The sequence below is a fragment of the Streptomyces sp. NPDC029296 genome, assembly GCF_055569255.1.
In genome coordinates this window covers 25,438-38,780 of the sequence record NZ_JBVHXT010000034.1, presented here as the reverse complement: position 1 = coordinate 38,780, position 13,343 = coordinate 25,438, and the positions used below count along the sequence as shown (strand labels likewise).

The window sequence follows — 13,343 nt, the reverse complement described above, 5'->3', positions numbered from 1 at the left end:
GGGGGCCAGTACACACCCCCACACACCACAAACACCCCCCCCCCCCCCCCCCCCCCCCCCCCCCCCTCCCTCCCCCCAGGGCGGGTCAGGACAGGGCGCGCAGCACGCTGTCGTTGGCGTCGGTGTCGCCGACGGTGAGGCGGACGCCCTCGCCGGGGTAGACGCGGGCGTGGACGTCCTCGCGCTCCAGGGCGGCACGGATCTCCCCGGCCCGCTCCGGTTCGTCCAGCCACAGGAAGTTGGTGTGGCTCGGCAGCACCTTCCAGCCGCCGCGGGCCAGCCCGCCGGACAGCCGCTCCCGCTCGCCGACGATGAGGGCGATCCGCTCCTCCAGCTCCGGCTGGGCGCGCAGGGAGGTCTCCACCGCCACCGCCGACAGGGTGCTCAGGGCGTACGGAAGCTGGTAGCGGCCGATCCTCGCGGCCCACTCGGGGGACGTCACGCCGTACCCGACACGCATGTTGGCCAGCCCCCAGGCCTTGGAGAACGTGCGCAGCACCAGCAGGTTCGGGAACTCCCGCACCCAGCGCAGCGAGTCCGTGCGGCCGGACGGGGCGACGAACTCGATGTACGCCTCGTCCAGGACGACCAGCACGTGCTCGGGGACCCGGGCGACGAATTCCCTCAGGTCGTCCCCGGGGACCAGCTGACCGGTCGGGTTGTGCGGGTTGCACACGATGACCGCGTCCGCGTCCTGGACCGCCTTCGCCAGGGCGTCGAGGTCCTGGTGGCCGCCCGGGAGCAGGGGCACCTCCAGGGCGCGGGCCCCGACCATGTCGGCGAGCAGGGGATAGGCGTCGAAGTTGCGCCACCCGTATGCCAGCCCCCCGCCGGCGGACACACTCGCCTGGAGCGCCTGGAGCGCGACACCCACGGACCCCGCGCCGAGGACGACCTGCTCACCGGGCAGTCCCAGCCAGTCGGCGACGATCCCGCGCAGCCGCTCGGGATAGAACTCCGGGTACCGGTTGACCGCACCGGCGTGCCGGGCGATCTCGGCGGCGACGGAGTCGAGCGGCGGCAGCGGGTGTTCGTTGAGGGTGAGCCGATGCGGCTGGGGCATCAGCCGACGCCCACCGACGTGAGCAGGTCGCGCGCGTCCTGGAGCGTGGACTCGGCACCGAGCTCGTTGCCGTTCAGCGTCGGGGTGCCGAACTGCCGCTCCAGGGCCACGATGAATTCGACGACGCCCATCGAGTCCACGCCGGCGTCTTTGAACGACGCGCCCTCGAAGAGGCGGTCGGTGGACTGGGGGAACCGCTCGTCGAGCAGCGCCTTCAGGTTCTGGTCGATGGTGTTCATGATTCTCTTCTCTGTGGAGGGTGCCGTCAGTCGTCGATCACCGTGAGGCCGCCGGGCCAGGTGAGGAGCGCCGAGCCCCAGGTCAGGCCGCCGCCGAAGCCGGTGAGGACCACCGGGTCGCCCGCCCGCAGCCGTCCGTCGGCCGCACCCGCGGCGAGCGCGAGCGGGATGGAGGCGGCCACGGTGTTGCCGACCCGGTCGATGTTCTTCACGACGCGCTCGGCGGGCAGCCCGAGCTCCCGGGCACAGGTGTCGAGGATCCTGACGTTCGCCTGGTGCGGGACCAGATGGGCGAGGTCCCCGGGGGCGAGCGCGGCGGCGTCCAGGACCTTGCGCACCGACCCGGTCATGTACCGGACGGCACGGGTGAAGACCTGCGGGCCGTCCATGTGGAAGTACGCGTCGCCCGGGGCGGCCTCGGCCCCGCTCAGCCGCTGCTCGGAGCCCCCGCCGGGCACCGTGATGAGGTCCACGCCCGCTCCGTCGCTGCCCAGGTCGAAGCCGCGGAGGGCACCCTGCTCGGACCGGTCGCCGGCGCGCAGCACGACCGCGCCGGCGCCGTCACCGAAGATCACCCGGGTGGTGCGGTCCCGCGGGTCGAGGATGGTGGAGAAGGTGTCCGCGCCGACCACCAGGGCGCTGTCCGCGACCTGGCCGGCGATCAGCCCCGCCGCGGTGGCCAGCGCGTAGACGAAGCCCGTGCACACCGCGGCCACGTCGAAGGCGCCGGTCCCGGACAGCCCGAGGGCGGAGGCGACCACCGGGGCGGTCGCGGGGCAGGGGCGGTCCGGGGTGCTCGTGGCGACGACGACCACGTCGACGCGGTCGGTGCCGGCCGACTTCAGCGCCCGGCGCGCCGCCTCGGTGGCGAGGTGCCCGGTGCTCATGCCCGGCGACGCGATGTGCCGCTGGGCGATGCCGGTGCGGGTCCGGATCCACTCGTCGGTGGTGTCCAGCTCCGACGAGAGCATGTCGTTGGTGACCACCCGCGGCGGGAGCCAGGTGCCCAGGCCGCTCAGGATCGCCCCGCGGGTCATGCCTCGGTGCCCCGGTAGGGCGGCCGGATGCGGTAACCGGCGCGGGTGGCCTGCTGGTTGGCCTTGCGGGCCCGGGCGATGGCCTTGGCCGTGCGCGGGATCATCCGGCCCGAGACGAAGTCGATGCCCCGCCGGGGGTTCTTGAAGAACGCGTAGTCGTCCTTGGTCATCTCCGGGAACATGGACTCGTGCGTCTGGATGTCGGTCTCCATGAAGATCCGCGCCGTCGGATGCAGCGTCTGCGGCCAGGAACGGCCGGCGTCCAGGTGCTTACGGGCGATGTCGATCTCGAACTGGACCAGCTCGCGCAGCGAGTCGCTGATGTAGCCGCTGCCGATCTGGCGGTCGAGGTCCGCCCGGGTCAGGCCGAAGCGGGCGAGGTGGTCCAGCGGGAGGTACAGCCGGCCCAGGTCCAGGTCCTCGCGCAGGTCCCAGATGAAGTCCAGCAGCTGGAAGGCCGTGATGGTGTGCCGGCACAGCTCCTCGGCGTCCTCGCTCAGCGGCTCGAAGATCTGGTTGATCCAGATCGCGGGCAGCAGCGTGACCGTCTCCAGGAAGTCGTCCAGCTCCTCCTCGTTCGCGTACTCGTACGTCGTCAGGGCCTTGCGGTGGCCGTCGACGAACTCGGGCACGCGCAGGTAGGGCAGGTCCCAGGTGCGCAGGGTGTGGACCAGGGCGCGGGCCAGGGCGGCGTCCGTCTGCTCCGACAGCGACAGCGGGTGCTCGCCGCGCAGTTCCTCGCCCTTGGCGACGGCCAGGTAGGTGCGCTGCCACTCGTCCAGCCGGCGGGCCCGGACGTCGACGCTCAGGTTGATGTCGTCGGCCAGGTCGTCGATGTAGCAGACGAACGAGAAGAAGGTGTCGAAGTAGGGCCGCTTGGCCGGGTGCATCATGTAGCGGCCCAGGAAGCGGCCCCGGCCGATCTTGCGGAACAGCTGGGAGCTCGCGATGTAGTCGGCGCGCAGCCCGGAGTCCGTGATACCTGCGAGGTCCAGCTCTTGCACTGTCATGTGGTTTCTTTCCGATGGGGTCCGCGCGTCGCCGCCGCCCCGCTCGGCCGGATGCGGCGGCGGGACGTGTGCGGCGACGCGCGCACGAAGGCGTACGGAGGCGTACGGAGGCGTACGGAGGCGTACGGAGGGCGACGCGTCAGAGAGCGCTGCCGGTCATCTCGTACGAGACGGCGGTCTGTCGCTGCCCGGGCACGGACACGGTGGGGGCGTCGGCGGGCAGGAAGGAGGCGAAGGGCGGCTCCTCCTCCACGGTGAGCCGGAGTTCCAGGACCCCGGGCAGATGCGCGTGGCGCCGGTACTCGTCCAGTCGGCGGGACAGCTCGGCGGCGGTGCCGGCGCTCGCGACCCACAGCCGGTCCGAGCCGCCGAGACCGCGTGCCACCGTGCACACGTCGACGGGCGTGTAGTCCACGGCGGTGATCCGGGAGTCGAAGAACCGCTGCTGGCGCGTGGCGCACATGCCGTGCATACCGTTGTTGAAGACGACGTAGAGGATGGGCAGCCCCAGCTCCACGGCGGTGTGCGCCTCCAGGCCGCTCATCAGGAACGCGCCGTCACCGCAGAACACCACGGTCCGGGTGCCCTCCGGCGAGCCCAGCTGGGCGCCGACCGCGGCCCCGACGCTGTAGCCCATGCCGCCCATCCCCAGCGCGATGGTGGAGGAGGAGCCGGCCGGGACGCTCCCGTAGTGCATGGAGGCGACGGCGCAGTTCCCGGCGTCGTACAGCAGGTGCCCGTCGCGGGGCAGGTGGTCCTGGAGCAGCCGGACGGCCTCGCTCTGCAGCAGCGCGTCCTCGTCGGTCCGCCCGGTGCGCCCCGGGACGGGGACGGCGGGCCGGGCCACGAAGCGGGTCAGCTCGTAGCCGGTGACCGGCGGGACCGTGAAGGGCCGCTCGGCGCGCAGCCGTTCCAGCAGCCGGAACACCTCGCCGATGTCCCCGCGGACCGTGGTGTCGGCGAGGCGGGAGCGCTCGATCTCACCGAGGTCGATGTTGACCGCGCCGGTGCGCGCCGGGTCCCAGTCGCCCAGCGCCCGCCGGGTCATCATGGCCAGTCCCGTGCCCACCAGGACCACGAAGTCCGACTTGGCCACGTACTCGGCCGCCGAGGGATGGCCGCCCTCGCCGACGACGCCCAGGTACAGGTCGCTGTCGTTCGGGAACTCGCCGCGCGCGCCCATGGTGGTCACCACGGGGATCCGGGTCCGCTCGGCGAAGACGCGCACCGCCTCCGGGTCGCAGGACCGGCGGTTGCCGTGCCCGACCAGCAGCACCGGGGCACTGGCCTCGCGCAGCCGGGCGAAGAGGGCGGACACGTCCTGTTCGGGCAGCGGTTCGGGCTCGATGAAGGCGCCGAGGTGGTCCGGCCAGTCGGCCGGGAGGTCGCCGACCTCCAGCTCGTAGCAGTCCCGGGGGAGCAGCAGGGCCACCGGGCCCTTGCGCCCGCTCAGGCAGGTGGTGACGGCGTCGCGCAGCAGGTCCCAGAAGCCCTCCGCCCCGGTGACCCGGACGGCCTTCTTGGTGATGGCCCGCAGCAGCGCCAGACCGTCCACGGTCCGGCCGATCCCGGAGGCGTCCTGGAAGGAGCCCCGGCCGTCCAGGGCGGCCGGCGGCTGCCCGACCAGCGCGAGGACCGGGACCGACTCGGCGTGCGACTCCGCCAGCCCGGCCACCAGGTTCATCATCCCGCCGCCGGAGGTCGAACAGCACACCCCCAGCGTGCGGTGGACCCGGGCGCGGGCGTCCGCCATGAACGCCGCCCCGTCCTCCCGCTTCGCCAGCACCGACGTCAGACGGCCCTGACCGAGCCTTTCGATCGCATCGTGGACGTGCTCGATGTTCGCGCCACTGACTCCGAATACGTACCTCGTGTCCAGATCGCGCAGAACCGTGACCAAGGCATCGGCCAGCCGCATTAATCCCCCATGTGTGGCGTGTGCTTCGTCGTGGAGCTGAACGGGGCGGCCGGGGCCGCCCCGCGGCGGGCTCAGGCCTTGTCGGCGCCGAAGCGGTGCTCCAGGATCCGCTTGAGGTTGCCCATCTCGATGCTGTGACCGGCGTGGAAGACGGGCCAGATGTCACCGACCCAGACGCGGTCGGTGCGCGCCCGGCCCTCGGCGATGTAGTCCGGGACGTTCTCCGTGGCGCGGTCGTAGTACGGGTGCTTGCAGTTGGTCCACAGCACCACGGTGCCCGGCTTGTCGAGCACCTTCGACGAGTCGATGATGGTCATGTAGTAGCGCATCCACAGCTCGTGGCCCTGGTCCCAGGCGCACGGGTAGACCACGAGACCGTGCTCGGGGCCCTTCTGCGCCTCGGCGCGGATGTAGATGTCCGTGTTCGGCTGGATCATCTCGTCCGCGCGGTACAGACCGCCGCCGAGGTGCTTCATGTTGCGGATGGAGTACGTCCACTCCTCCAGGGAGCGGGCGTTGGCGGCGTACTCGAAGACGATGTCGTAGGGGACGTTGATGTGCTCGGCGAGGGAACAGTACTGACCGAAGATCTCGCCGTGGTCGTACGTCTCCTTCGTCTTGCTCTCCATGAGCTTCATCATGTCGTCCATGCCGGTGTTCTCGTTCCACACCAGGTCCAGGCCCTCGAGGTCGGACCGGTCCAGGACGTAGTTCTGAGCGAGACCGGACTCGTCGGGAACGCGCGCGGACATACTTCTCCTCATGCCGTGGGAAAGGAAATGAACGAAATGAAAGGAAAGGAGGGGGAACGGGCAGGCGGGGTGCCCGGGAAGGTCAGTTCCAGCGCCAGACCATGGAACCGACGAGTTCTCCGCCGTGCGAGAAGGTCGCGAACGCGATGAGATCGCCGGGCGAGATCATCTTCTTGTCGAGGGCGTCGGCGAAAGTCACCGGAAGGGTGCCCTGGAACATGTTGCCGTAGGTGGCGAGCGTGTCGTGCGCCCGGGAGTCGTCGAATCCGCAGCGCTTGCGCCACTCGGCGACGTATTTCTCGTTCGGCTGGTGGGTGATCAGGAAGGCGATGTCCTCGTTCGCCACACCGGCCTTCTCCAGCGCGATGTCGACCGCCTGGGGAAGCTGCTCCATGGTGACGGTGTACAGACGCGCCAGCATGGACTGGTCGAACTTCACGGTGAGCGCGCCGGAGCCCGCCGACCAGTAGGGGATCTCCATGCCCTCGACGGTGTCCGGCTCGACCTTGAGCGCTCCCCAGTTCTCCCCGAACGCCTGCTCGTGGATGGAGAGGATGGTGGGCTCGCCGCCGGCCGTGACGAGGGTGGCGGACGCGCCGTCACCGAGCACCCGGGACTCCGGGGCCTTCTGGAACTCCTCCAGCCGGGAGACGAAGTTGGTGACCGTGACCACCGCGACCGTACGGTACTGGCCCGAGTCGATGAAGGCCCGGGCCGTGTTGATGGAGGAGATCCAGGAACAGCAGCCGTTGTCGACCTGCAGCACGGCGGCCTTGGTGGCGCCGACCGCGTACTGGATGGCCGTGCCGACGCCGGGCGAGAAGGCGTCGTTCAGCTGGGAGGCGCAGATGATGAGGTCGACGTCCTCGGCCCGTACGCCGTTTCGCTCCAAGAGCTTCTCGAGCGCCTTCGTGCCCAGCTGGGCCGATGTGTAGTCGGGCCACGCGAAGCGCCGCTCGTGCACGCCCGCGAAGAACGCGTGGTCGCCGAGATCGCCGTCCTCGCCTGACAGCTCGCTGTTCCGGACCACCCGCTCCGGCATGAAATTAACCACGTCGACAATGCGAGTTTGTGACACGAATTTTTCCCCGTCTTTGTACTGATGCTGCCCGCGGAAATGCCGATCGGACATACGTCGGGGCCCCGAGAGAACAATGAAAAGCTCGTTAGACCGGCCCCGCTTCCCCCGTCGTTGCGCAGGCGACGGAGGGGAATTCCCTTGCGCGGTGAGAACGAAAATCACCTTATGATCACGGCGATAACGGATCGATACCGGCGAGGTAACCAGATGGTAACGTTCGGTCGACTGTTTGGCCGAATCCCGCCATACCGCAGCGAGTTGATGACCCGTCGGGTTCCGCATCCCGGCCGATTTACCGCAGCGAGCCGCTAAACGTGAGCTTTCTAACGCCGATTCACCGATGGCCGGATTCCGGGGTGGTGAACGGGGCTCGGGCGGGCGGGGCCGTACGGAGGCGTGCGGCCCCGCCCGGCCGGGCGGAGGGACGGCCCGGCGGGCGGTCGCGGCCCTCGCGTTCGAAACACCCCCGGCCGGAGTAATGGCCCGGCTATCCGGACAATCTGCGTAGTACGGTGTGAAAACACCAAACCACGGCGGTCTGGAGCACTATGGGAAACCGGGACATGCCGGAAGGGCGCCCGCCTGCCGAGCAGCCCGCCGGCACGGGTGGGCGCGGTGCCGTCTCGGTGGCCGACGAGGAGAATCCGTTCGCGGACCCCGGACTGCCCCCGCACGAGCACCGGATCCAGGACATCGACGAGCGGGCCGCGAAGCGGTCCGAGCGCACGGTGGCACGGCTGTTCACGCTGTCGATGCTGGCCACCCTCGGCTTCATCGCCGCCTACCTGGCCATCCCGAACGACCAGCGGATCTACGTCTTCCCGATCGGGCACCTGAGCGCGATGAACTTCGCGCTCGGCCTGACGCTGGGCGTGGCCCTCTTCTGCATCGGCGCGGGCGCGGTCCACTGGGCCCGCACCCTGATGTCGGACGTGGAGGTCGCCGACGACCGGCACCCGATCGAGGCATCGCCGGAGGTCCGGGCGAAGGTCCACGCGGACTTCCGCCAGGGTGCCGCGGAGTCGGGCCTCGGCCGCCGCAAGCTGATCCGCACCACGATGCTCGGCGCGATGGCGCTGGTGCCGCTGTCCGGTGTGATGCTGCTCGGCGGCCTCGGACCGGCACCGGGCACCACACTGCGCCACACCCTGTGGGCCAAGGGCAAGCGCCTGGTCAACACGAACACCGGCCAGCCGCTCCGCCCGGAGGACGTGACCGTCGGCTCGCTGACCTTCGCCAGGCCCGACGGCCTGGCGGAACACGACGAGGACTTCCAGGACGAGATCGCCAAGGCGGCCCTGATGATCGTCCGGCTCCAGCCGGGCGACATCAAGGACAAGCGCGAACTCGACTGGTCGCACCAGGGCGTCGTCGCCTACTCGAAGATCTGCACCCACGTGGGCTGCCCGATCTCGCTGTACGAACAGCAGACGCACCACGTGCTGTGCCCCTGCCACCAGTCCACCTTCGACCTCACCGACGGCGCCCGAGTGATCTTCGGCCCCGCCGGCCACGCCCTGCCGCAATTGCGCATCGGCGTGGACAGCGAGGGTTACCTCCAGGCGCTCGGCGACTTCGAGGAGCCCGTCGGTCCTGCTTTCTGGGAGCGCGGATGAGTACTGCACCGACCGAGAACCCCCGCCCCGGCACGGCCGGCCGCCGTCGCGGGACGGCACCGGCCGGCGAGCGCCTGGCCGACTGGGCCGACGGGCGGCTGGGGCTCTACACCCTGGCCAAGGCCAACCTGCGCAAGATCTTCCCCGACCACTGGTCGTTCATGCTGGGCGAGGTCTGCCTCTACTCCTTCCTGATCATCATCCTGACGGGTGTCTTCCTGACGCTGTTCTTCCACCCGTCGATGAACGAGGTGACGTACCACGGCGGCTACGTGCCGCTCCAGGGACAGCTGATGTCCGAGGCGTTCAGCTCGACCCTGCACCTCTCCTTCGACGTGCGCGGCGGCCTGCTCATGCGGCAGATCCACCACTGGGGCGCGGTCGTGTTCATCGCCGGGATGTTCGTGCACATGATGCGCGTGTTCTTCTCCGGCGCGTTCCGCAAGCCCCGCGAACTCAACTGGCTCTTCGGCTTCCTGCTGCTCGTCCTCGGCATGTTCACCGGCTTCACCGGCTACTCCCTCCCGGACGACCTGCTCTCCGGCACCGGTGTCCGCTTCATGGAGGGCGCGATCCTGTCCGTGCCGATCGTCGGCACGTACCTGTCGTTCTTCCTCTTCGGCGGCCAGTTCCCCGGCCACGAGTTCGTGGCCCGCTTCTACACCATCCACATCCTGCTGCTGCCGGGCATCATGCTGGGACTCGTGGTGGCCCACCTGATCCTGGTCTTCTACCACAAGCACACCCAGTTCACGGGCCCCGGCAAGAACGAGAAGAACGTCGTCGGCATGCCGCTGATGCCCGTCTACATGGCCAAGGCCGGAGGCTTCTTCTTCCTGGTCTTCGGCGTCCTCGCGGCCCTCGCCGCCATCGCCCAGATCAACCCGATCTGGGCGATCGGCCCCTACCGCCCCGACCAGGTCTCCACCGGCGCCCAGCCCGACTGGTACATGGGCATGGCCGAGGGACTGATCCGCGCCATGCCCGGCTGGGAGATCCGCTTCTGGGGCCACACCCTCGTCATGGGCGTGTTCGTCCCGCTGGTCGTGTTCGGCCTGATGCTCGCGGCCATCGCGGTCTACCCGTTCGTCGAGGCGTGGATCACCGGTGACAAGCGCGAGCACCACATCCTGGACCGCCCGCGCAACGCGGCCACCCGCACCGCCTTGGGCGTCGCCTGGCTGACCCTGTACTTCGTGATGCTGATCGGCGGCGGCAACGACATCTTCGCCACCCACTTCCACCTGTCGATCAACGCCGTCACCTGGTTCGTCCGGATCGCCTACTTCGTCGGCCCGGTCATCGCCTTCCTCGTCACCAAGCGGATCTGCCTGGGCCTGCAGCGCCGGGACCGCGACAAGGTGCTGCACGGCCGCGAGACCGGCATCGTCCAGCGGCTCCCGCACGGCGAGTACATCGAGGTGCACGAACCGCTCAGCCAGGAGCAGCTGCACACGCTCACCTCGCACAAGCAGCACACGCCGGACGAGATCGGCCCGACCGTCGACGAGAACGGCGTCGAGCGCAAGGTGCCGGCCTCGGAGAAGCTGCGCGTGAAGCTGTCGAACGCCTACTTCGGCGAGGAGAGCCAGATCCCCAAGCCGACCGTGGACGAGTACAAGGAGATCGCGAGCGGCCACGGCCACCACTGACCCCCGCCGCGCCGAGGGGCCCCGTCCGGGTTGCGGGACGGGGCCCCTCGGCATGCCTCCGGCTGGATAGGGTGGGGACGACGAGCAGGCATCTGGACAAGGAGCGGCTGATGAGCGCTGTGACCCCCGCTGGAGGCGACACCGCGGCGGGCCGCTCCTGGCCCGTCCTGCTGAACGGTCTGCTGGAGGGCCGGGACCTGGCCGCCGACGACACCGCCTGGGCGATGGACAAGATCATGCGCGGCGAGGCGACCGACGCGCAGATCGCCGGGTTCGCGGTGGCGCTGCGCGCGAAGGGGCAGACGGTCGAGGAGATCACCGGCCTGGTCCGCACGATGTACCGGCACGCGAACGTGATCGAGGTGCCCGGCCGCACCGTCGACATCGTCGGCACCGGCGGCGACGGGGCCAAGACGGTGAACATCTCCACGATGGCCTCGCTGGTCGTGGCCGGCACGGGCGCGAAGGTCGTCAAGCACGGCAACCGGGCCGCGTCCTCGGCGTCCGGCTCCTCCGACGTGCTGGAGAAGCTCGGGGTCAACCTCGACCTGACGCCCCGCCGGGTGGCCGAGGTCGCGGAGGAGGCCGGCATCACCTTCTGCTTCGCCGTGAAGTTCCACCCGGCGCTGCGCCATGTCGGCGCCGCCCGCGGGCAGTTGGGCATCCGTACGGTGTTCAACCTGCTGGGTCCGCTGACCAACCCGGCGCGGGTGCGGGCCCAGGCGGTCGGCGTCGCCGTCGCCCGCGAGGCCCCGATCGTCGCGGGCGTGCTCGCCGAACGCGGCAACACCTCGCTGGTCTTCCGCGGCGACGACGGGCTGGACGAGCTGACCACGACGGCCACCTCCCGGGTCTGGGTGGTGCGCGACGGCAAGGTGGCCGAGGAGTCCTTCGACCCCCGGGACGTCGGCATCGACCTGGTCCCGGTGGAGGCGCTGCGCGGTGGCGACCCGGAGTACAACGCCGAGGTCGCGCGCCGGCTGCTGGCGGGCGAGCGGGGCGCCGTACGGGACGCCGTCCTGCTGAACTCCGCGGCGGCGCTGGTGGCCCTGGACCCGACGGACGAGCCGCTCGCCGACCAGATCCGCGCGGGGATCGCGAAGGCCGCCGAGTCCGTCGACTCCGGGGCGGCCGGGCGCGTGCTGGAGCGCTGGGTGGCCGCCAGCAACGCCTGATCCGGCCCCGGCGGGGACCGTCCCGCGATCCGGACACCGGGTTGCGGGACGGCGATCACTTCACGTACGTTCCTGTACCAGGTCATGAGTGACAGTCATGAGGCCCCGGCCGACTGTCCGGCAACCCTCCGTCCGTGGCGGGGTGCCCCGGGTGAAGACCAGGCCGTGGACAGCAGGGTCCACGGCAAGCGCGGATCCCTCGCACCTCCAGGGATCCTGGTCGTCGAGGAGTCTTCCGTGAGCAAGCGAATGCGTTAGGGCCGCAGAGCCCCGCCTCCGCACACCCTTTTCTCTCCTTCGTCTTCCTTCCTCGTATTCCTTCACGGGAGTCCGCCATGTCTGTCTGCACCGCTGCCGTCGACCAGTCGCTTTGCACCCCTCTGCCCGTTCTGGGGCGAGATGTCACCGTCCCGCTGGTCACCGGCGGAGAAGTCGCCTACGCGGCCCTCGACTACGCGGCCAGCGCCCCCGCCCTCCAGCGCGTCTGGGACGACGTCGCCGCCTACGCCCCCTACTACGGCAGCGTCCACCGCGGGGCCGGCTACCTCTCCCAGCTCTCCACCGACCTGTTCGAGAACGCCCGCAGGACCGTCGCCGAGTTCCTCGGCTGCCGGGCCGGCGACCAGGTGGTGTTCACCCGCTCCACCACCGACTCCCTGAACCTGCTGGCCCGGGTGATCCCGGCCGACTGCCAGGTCTTCGTCTTCGAGACCGAGCACCACGCCTCCCTGCTGCCCTGGCAGCACGCCCGGGTCACCTACCTCGACGCCCCGCGCACCCCCGGCCAGGCCGTGCAGATCCTGGAGCGGGCCCTCGCCGACCGCGACCCGTACGGCCCCGCCCTGGTCTGCGTCACCGGCGCCTCCAACGTCACCGGAGAGCTGTGGCCGGTGCGCGAACTGGCCGCCGCCGCGCACGCGCACGGCGCCCGGATCGTCCTGGACGCCGCCCAGCTCGCCCCGCACCACCCGGTGTCCGTCGCGGACCTCGACGTCGACTGGATCGCCTTCTCCGGCCACAAGCTCTACGCCCCCTTCGGCTCCGGCGTCCTCGCCGGCCGCGCCGACTGGCTCCAGGCGGCCGAGCCGTACCTCGCGGGCGGCGGCGCCAGCCGCCGGGTGACCCGGCGCGAGGACGGCGGGGTGGCCGTCGAGTGGCACGAGACCGCGGCCCGCCACGAGGCCGGCTCCCCGAACGTCATCGGCGCCTACGCCATCGCCTCCGCCTGCAAGGCCCTCACCGAGGCCGGCTGGGACACCCTGGTCGCCCGCGAACGGCACCTGATCGACAAGGTCCGCGCGGGCCTGGCCGGGATCCCCGAGGTGCGCGTGCTGTCCCTGTTCGGCGACGACGCCCCGCGCGTCGGCGTCCTCTCCTTCGTCGTGCAGGGCTGGAACAGCTCCCACTTCGCCGCCGCGCTCTCCGCCGAGTACGGCATCGGCGTCCGCGACGGCCTCTTCTGCGCCCACCCGCTGGTGCGCACCCTGCTCGGCACCGACCCGGGGACCCAGGGCGAGTGCGGCGCCCCCGAGGCGGCTCCCGGCGAGAAGTCCCTCAACGCCATCCGCGTCAGCTTCGGCGCGGGCACCCCCGACGAGCACGTGGAGCGCTTCGTGAACGCCGTCGGGGAACTGGTCCGGGACGGCGCGAAGTGGCGGTACCGCACGGAGGAGGGCCGCTGCGTGCCGGCGGTCTGAAGCCCGGACGAGGAGCAGCGGGGCGGGGGGGGGGGGGGGGGGGTGGTGTGAACGGGCAGAATGTCCAAGACGGACCCTAAAGCGGCCCCCCAGTCGTGGCGGG

At 70.6% G+C, this 13,343-nt stretch carries 11 protein-coding genes and 1 riboswitch; of the genes, 4 read left to right on the top strand and 7 right to left on the bottom strand.

Annotated elements, in window-relative coordinates:
• Positions 1-85: 85 nt before the first annotated feature.
• The 7 genes from ACZ4W9_RS27305 to ACZ4W9_RS27275 form a co-directional block, all read right to left on the bottom strand.
• Positions 86-1,063: an aminotransferase class I/II-fold pyridoxal phosphate-dependent enzyme gene (locus ACZ4W9_RS27305; protein ID WP_467940225.1), complete on the bottom strand. Its 978-nt coding sequence runs from the start codon at positions 1,061-1,063 to the stop codon at positions 86-88.
• A complete protein-coding gene (locus ACZ4W9_RS27300; protein WP_467940223.1) occupies positions 1,063-1,302 on the bottom strand; it encodes an acyl carrier protein in 240 nt (79 codons plus the stop codon). Before ACZ4W9_RS27300 ends, ACZ4W9_RS27305 begins: the two co-directional genes overlap by 1 nt.
• 26 nt (positions 1,303-1,328) lie before the next feature.
• Positions 1,329-2,339, bottom strand: a complete 1,011-nt coding sequence (locus tag ACZ4W9_RS27295) for a beta-ketoacyl-ACP synthase III (RefSeq protein WP_467940222.1) — start codon at positions 2,337-2,339, stop codon at positions 1,329-1,331.
• On the bottom strand, positions 2,336-3,349 hold the full coding sequence (locus ACZ4W9_RS27290) for a phytoene/squalene synthase family protein (protein WP_467940221.1): 1,014 nt from the start codon (positions 3,347-3,349) through the stop codon (positions 2,336-2,338). Before ACZ4W9_RS27290 ends, ACZ4W9_RS27295 begins: the two co-directional genes overlap by 4 nt.
• A gap of 139 nt (positions 3,350-3,488) precedes the next feature.
• Entirely contained in the window at positions 3,489-5,267 is a 1,779-nt protein-coding gene (locus ACZ4W9_RS27285) for a thiamine pyrophosphate-binding protein (RefSeq protein ID WP_467940219.1), read from the bottom strand.
• A gap of 71 nt (positions 5,268-5,338) precedes the next feature.
• Positions 5,339-6,019 (bottom strand): hypothetical protein, encoded by a 681-nt coding sequence (locus tag ACZ4W9_RS27280; RefSeq protein WP_467940218.1) that lies wholly within the window; start codon positions 6,017-6,019, stop codon positions 5,339-5,341.
• Between the two features lie 82 nt (positions 6,020-6,101).
• The gene (locus ACZ4W9_RS27275) at positions 6,102-7,073 is read right to left on the bottom strand and encodes a 3-oxoacyl-ACP synthase III family protein (protein WP_467940217.1); all 972 of its coding nucleotides are present in this window, start codon (positions 7,071-7,073) and stop codon (positions 6,102-6,104) included.
• A 575-nt stretch (positions 7,074-7,648) separates the two neighbouring features.
• Here ACZ4W9_RS27275 and qcrA point away from each other — a divergent pair.
• From qcrA to ACZ4W9_RS27255, 4 genes are all read left to right on the top strand, one after another.
• Entirely contained in the window at positions 7,649-8,716 is a 1,068-nt protein-coding gene (gene qcrA / locus ACZ4W9_RS27270; protein ID WP_467940215.1) for a cytochrome bc1 complex Rieske iron-sulfur subunit, read from the top strand.
• Positions 8,713-10,368 carry a cytochrome bc1 complex cytochrome b subunit gene (qcrB, locus tag ACZ4W9_RS27265; protein ID WP_467940214.1) on the top strand — a complete coding sequence of 552 codons (1,656 nt, stop codon included), beginning with the start codon at positions 8,713-8,715 and terminating at the stop codon, positions 10,366-10,368. Before qcrA ends, qcrB begins: the two co-directional genes overlap by 4 nt.
• A gap of 110 nt (positions 10,369-10,478) precedes the next feature.
• Positions 10,479-11,543 carry an anthranilate phosphoribosyltransferase gene (trpD, locus tag ACZ4W9_RS27260; RefSeq protein WP_467940213.1) on the top strand — a complete coding sequence of 355 codons (1,065 nt, stop codon included), beginning with the start codon at positions 10,479-10,481 and terminating at the stop codon, positions 11,541-11,543.
• An 80-nt stretch (positions 11,544-11,623) separates the two neighbouring features.
• Positions 11,624-11,740: riboswitch (SAM riboswitch) on the top strand.
• Between the two features lie 138 nt (positions 11,741-11,878).
• Entirely contained in the window at positions 11,879-13,240 is a 1,362-nt protein-coding gene (locus ACZ4W9_RS27255) for an aminotransferase class V-fold PLP-dependent enzyme (RefSeq protein WP_467940211.1), read from the top strand.
• The last annotated feature ends 103 nt before the right edge of the window (positions 13,241-13,343 follow it).

Excerpts from the sequence above, each read along its gene's own strand:
- qcrB (WP_467940214.1), top strand. The coding sequence starts at position 8,713 with ATGAGTACTGCACCGACCGAGAACCCCCGCCCCGGCACGGCCGGCCGC.
- ACZ4W9_RS27255 (WP_467940211.1), top strand. The coding sequence starts at position 11,879 with ATGTCTGTCTGCACCGCTGCCGTCGACCAGTCGCTTTGCACCCCTCTG.
- ACZ4W9_RS27280 (WP_467940218.1), bottom strand. The coding sequence starts at position 6,019 with ATGTCCGCGCGCGTTCCCGACGAGTCCGGTCTCGCTCAGAACTACGTC.
- ACZ4W9_RS27305 (WP_467940225.1), bottom strand. The coding sequence starts at position 1,063 with ATGCCCCAGCCGCATCGGCTCACCCTCAACGAACACCCGCTGCCGCCG.
- ACZ4W9_RS27290 (WP_467940221.1), bottom strand. The coding sequence starts at position 3,349 with ATGACAGTGCAAGAGCTGGACCTCGCAGGTATCACGGACTCCGGGCTG.
- qcrA (WP_467940215.1), top strand. The coding sequence starts at position 7,649 with ATGGGAAACCGGGACATGCCGGAAGGGCGCCCGCCTGCCGAGCAGCCC.
- ACZ4W9_RS27285 (WP_467940219.1), bottom strand. The coding sequence starts at position 5,267 with ATGCGGCTGGCCGATGCCTTGGTCACGGTTCTGCGCGATCTGGACACG.
- trpD (WP_467940213.1), top strand. The coding sequence starts at position 10,479 with ATGAGCGCTGTGACCCCCGCTGGAGGCGACACCGCGGCGGGCCGCTCC.
- ACZ4W9_RS27295 (WP_467940222.1), bottom strand. The coding sequence starts at position 2,339 with ATGACCCGCGGGGCGATCCTGAGCGGCCTGGGCACCTGGCTCCCGCCG.
- ACZ4W9_RS27300 (WP_467940223.1), bottom strand. The coding sequence starts at position 1,302 with ATGAACACCATCGACCAGAACCTGAAGGCGCTGCTCGACGAGCGGTTC.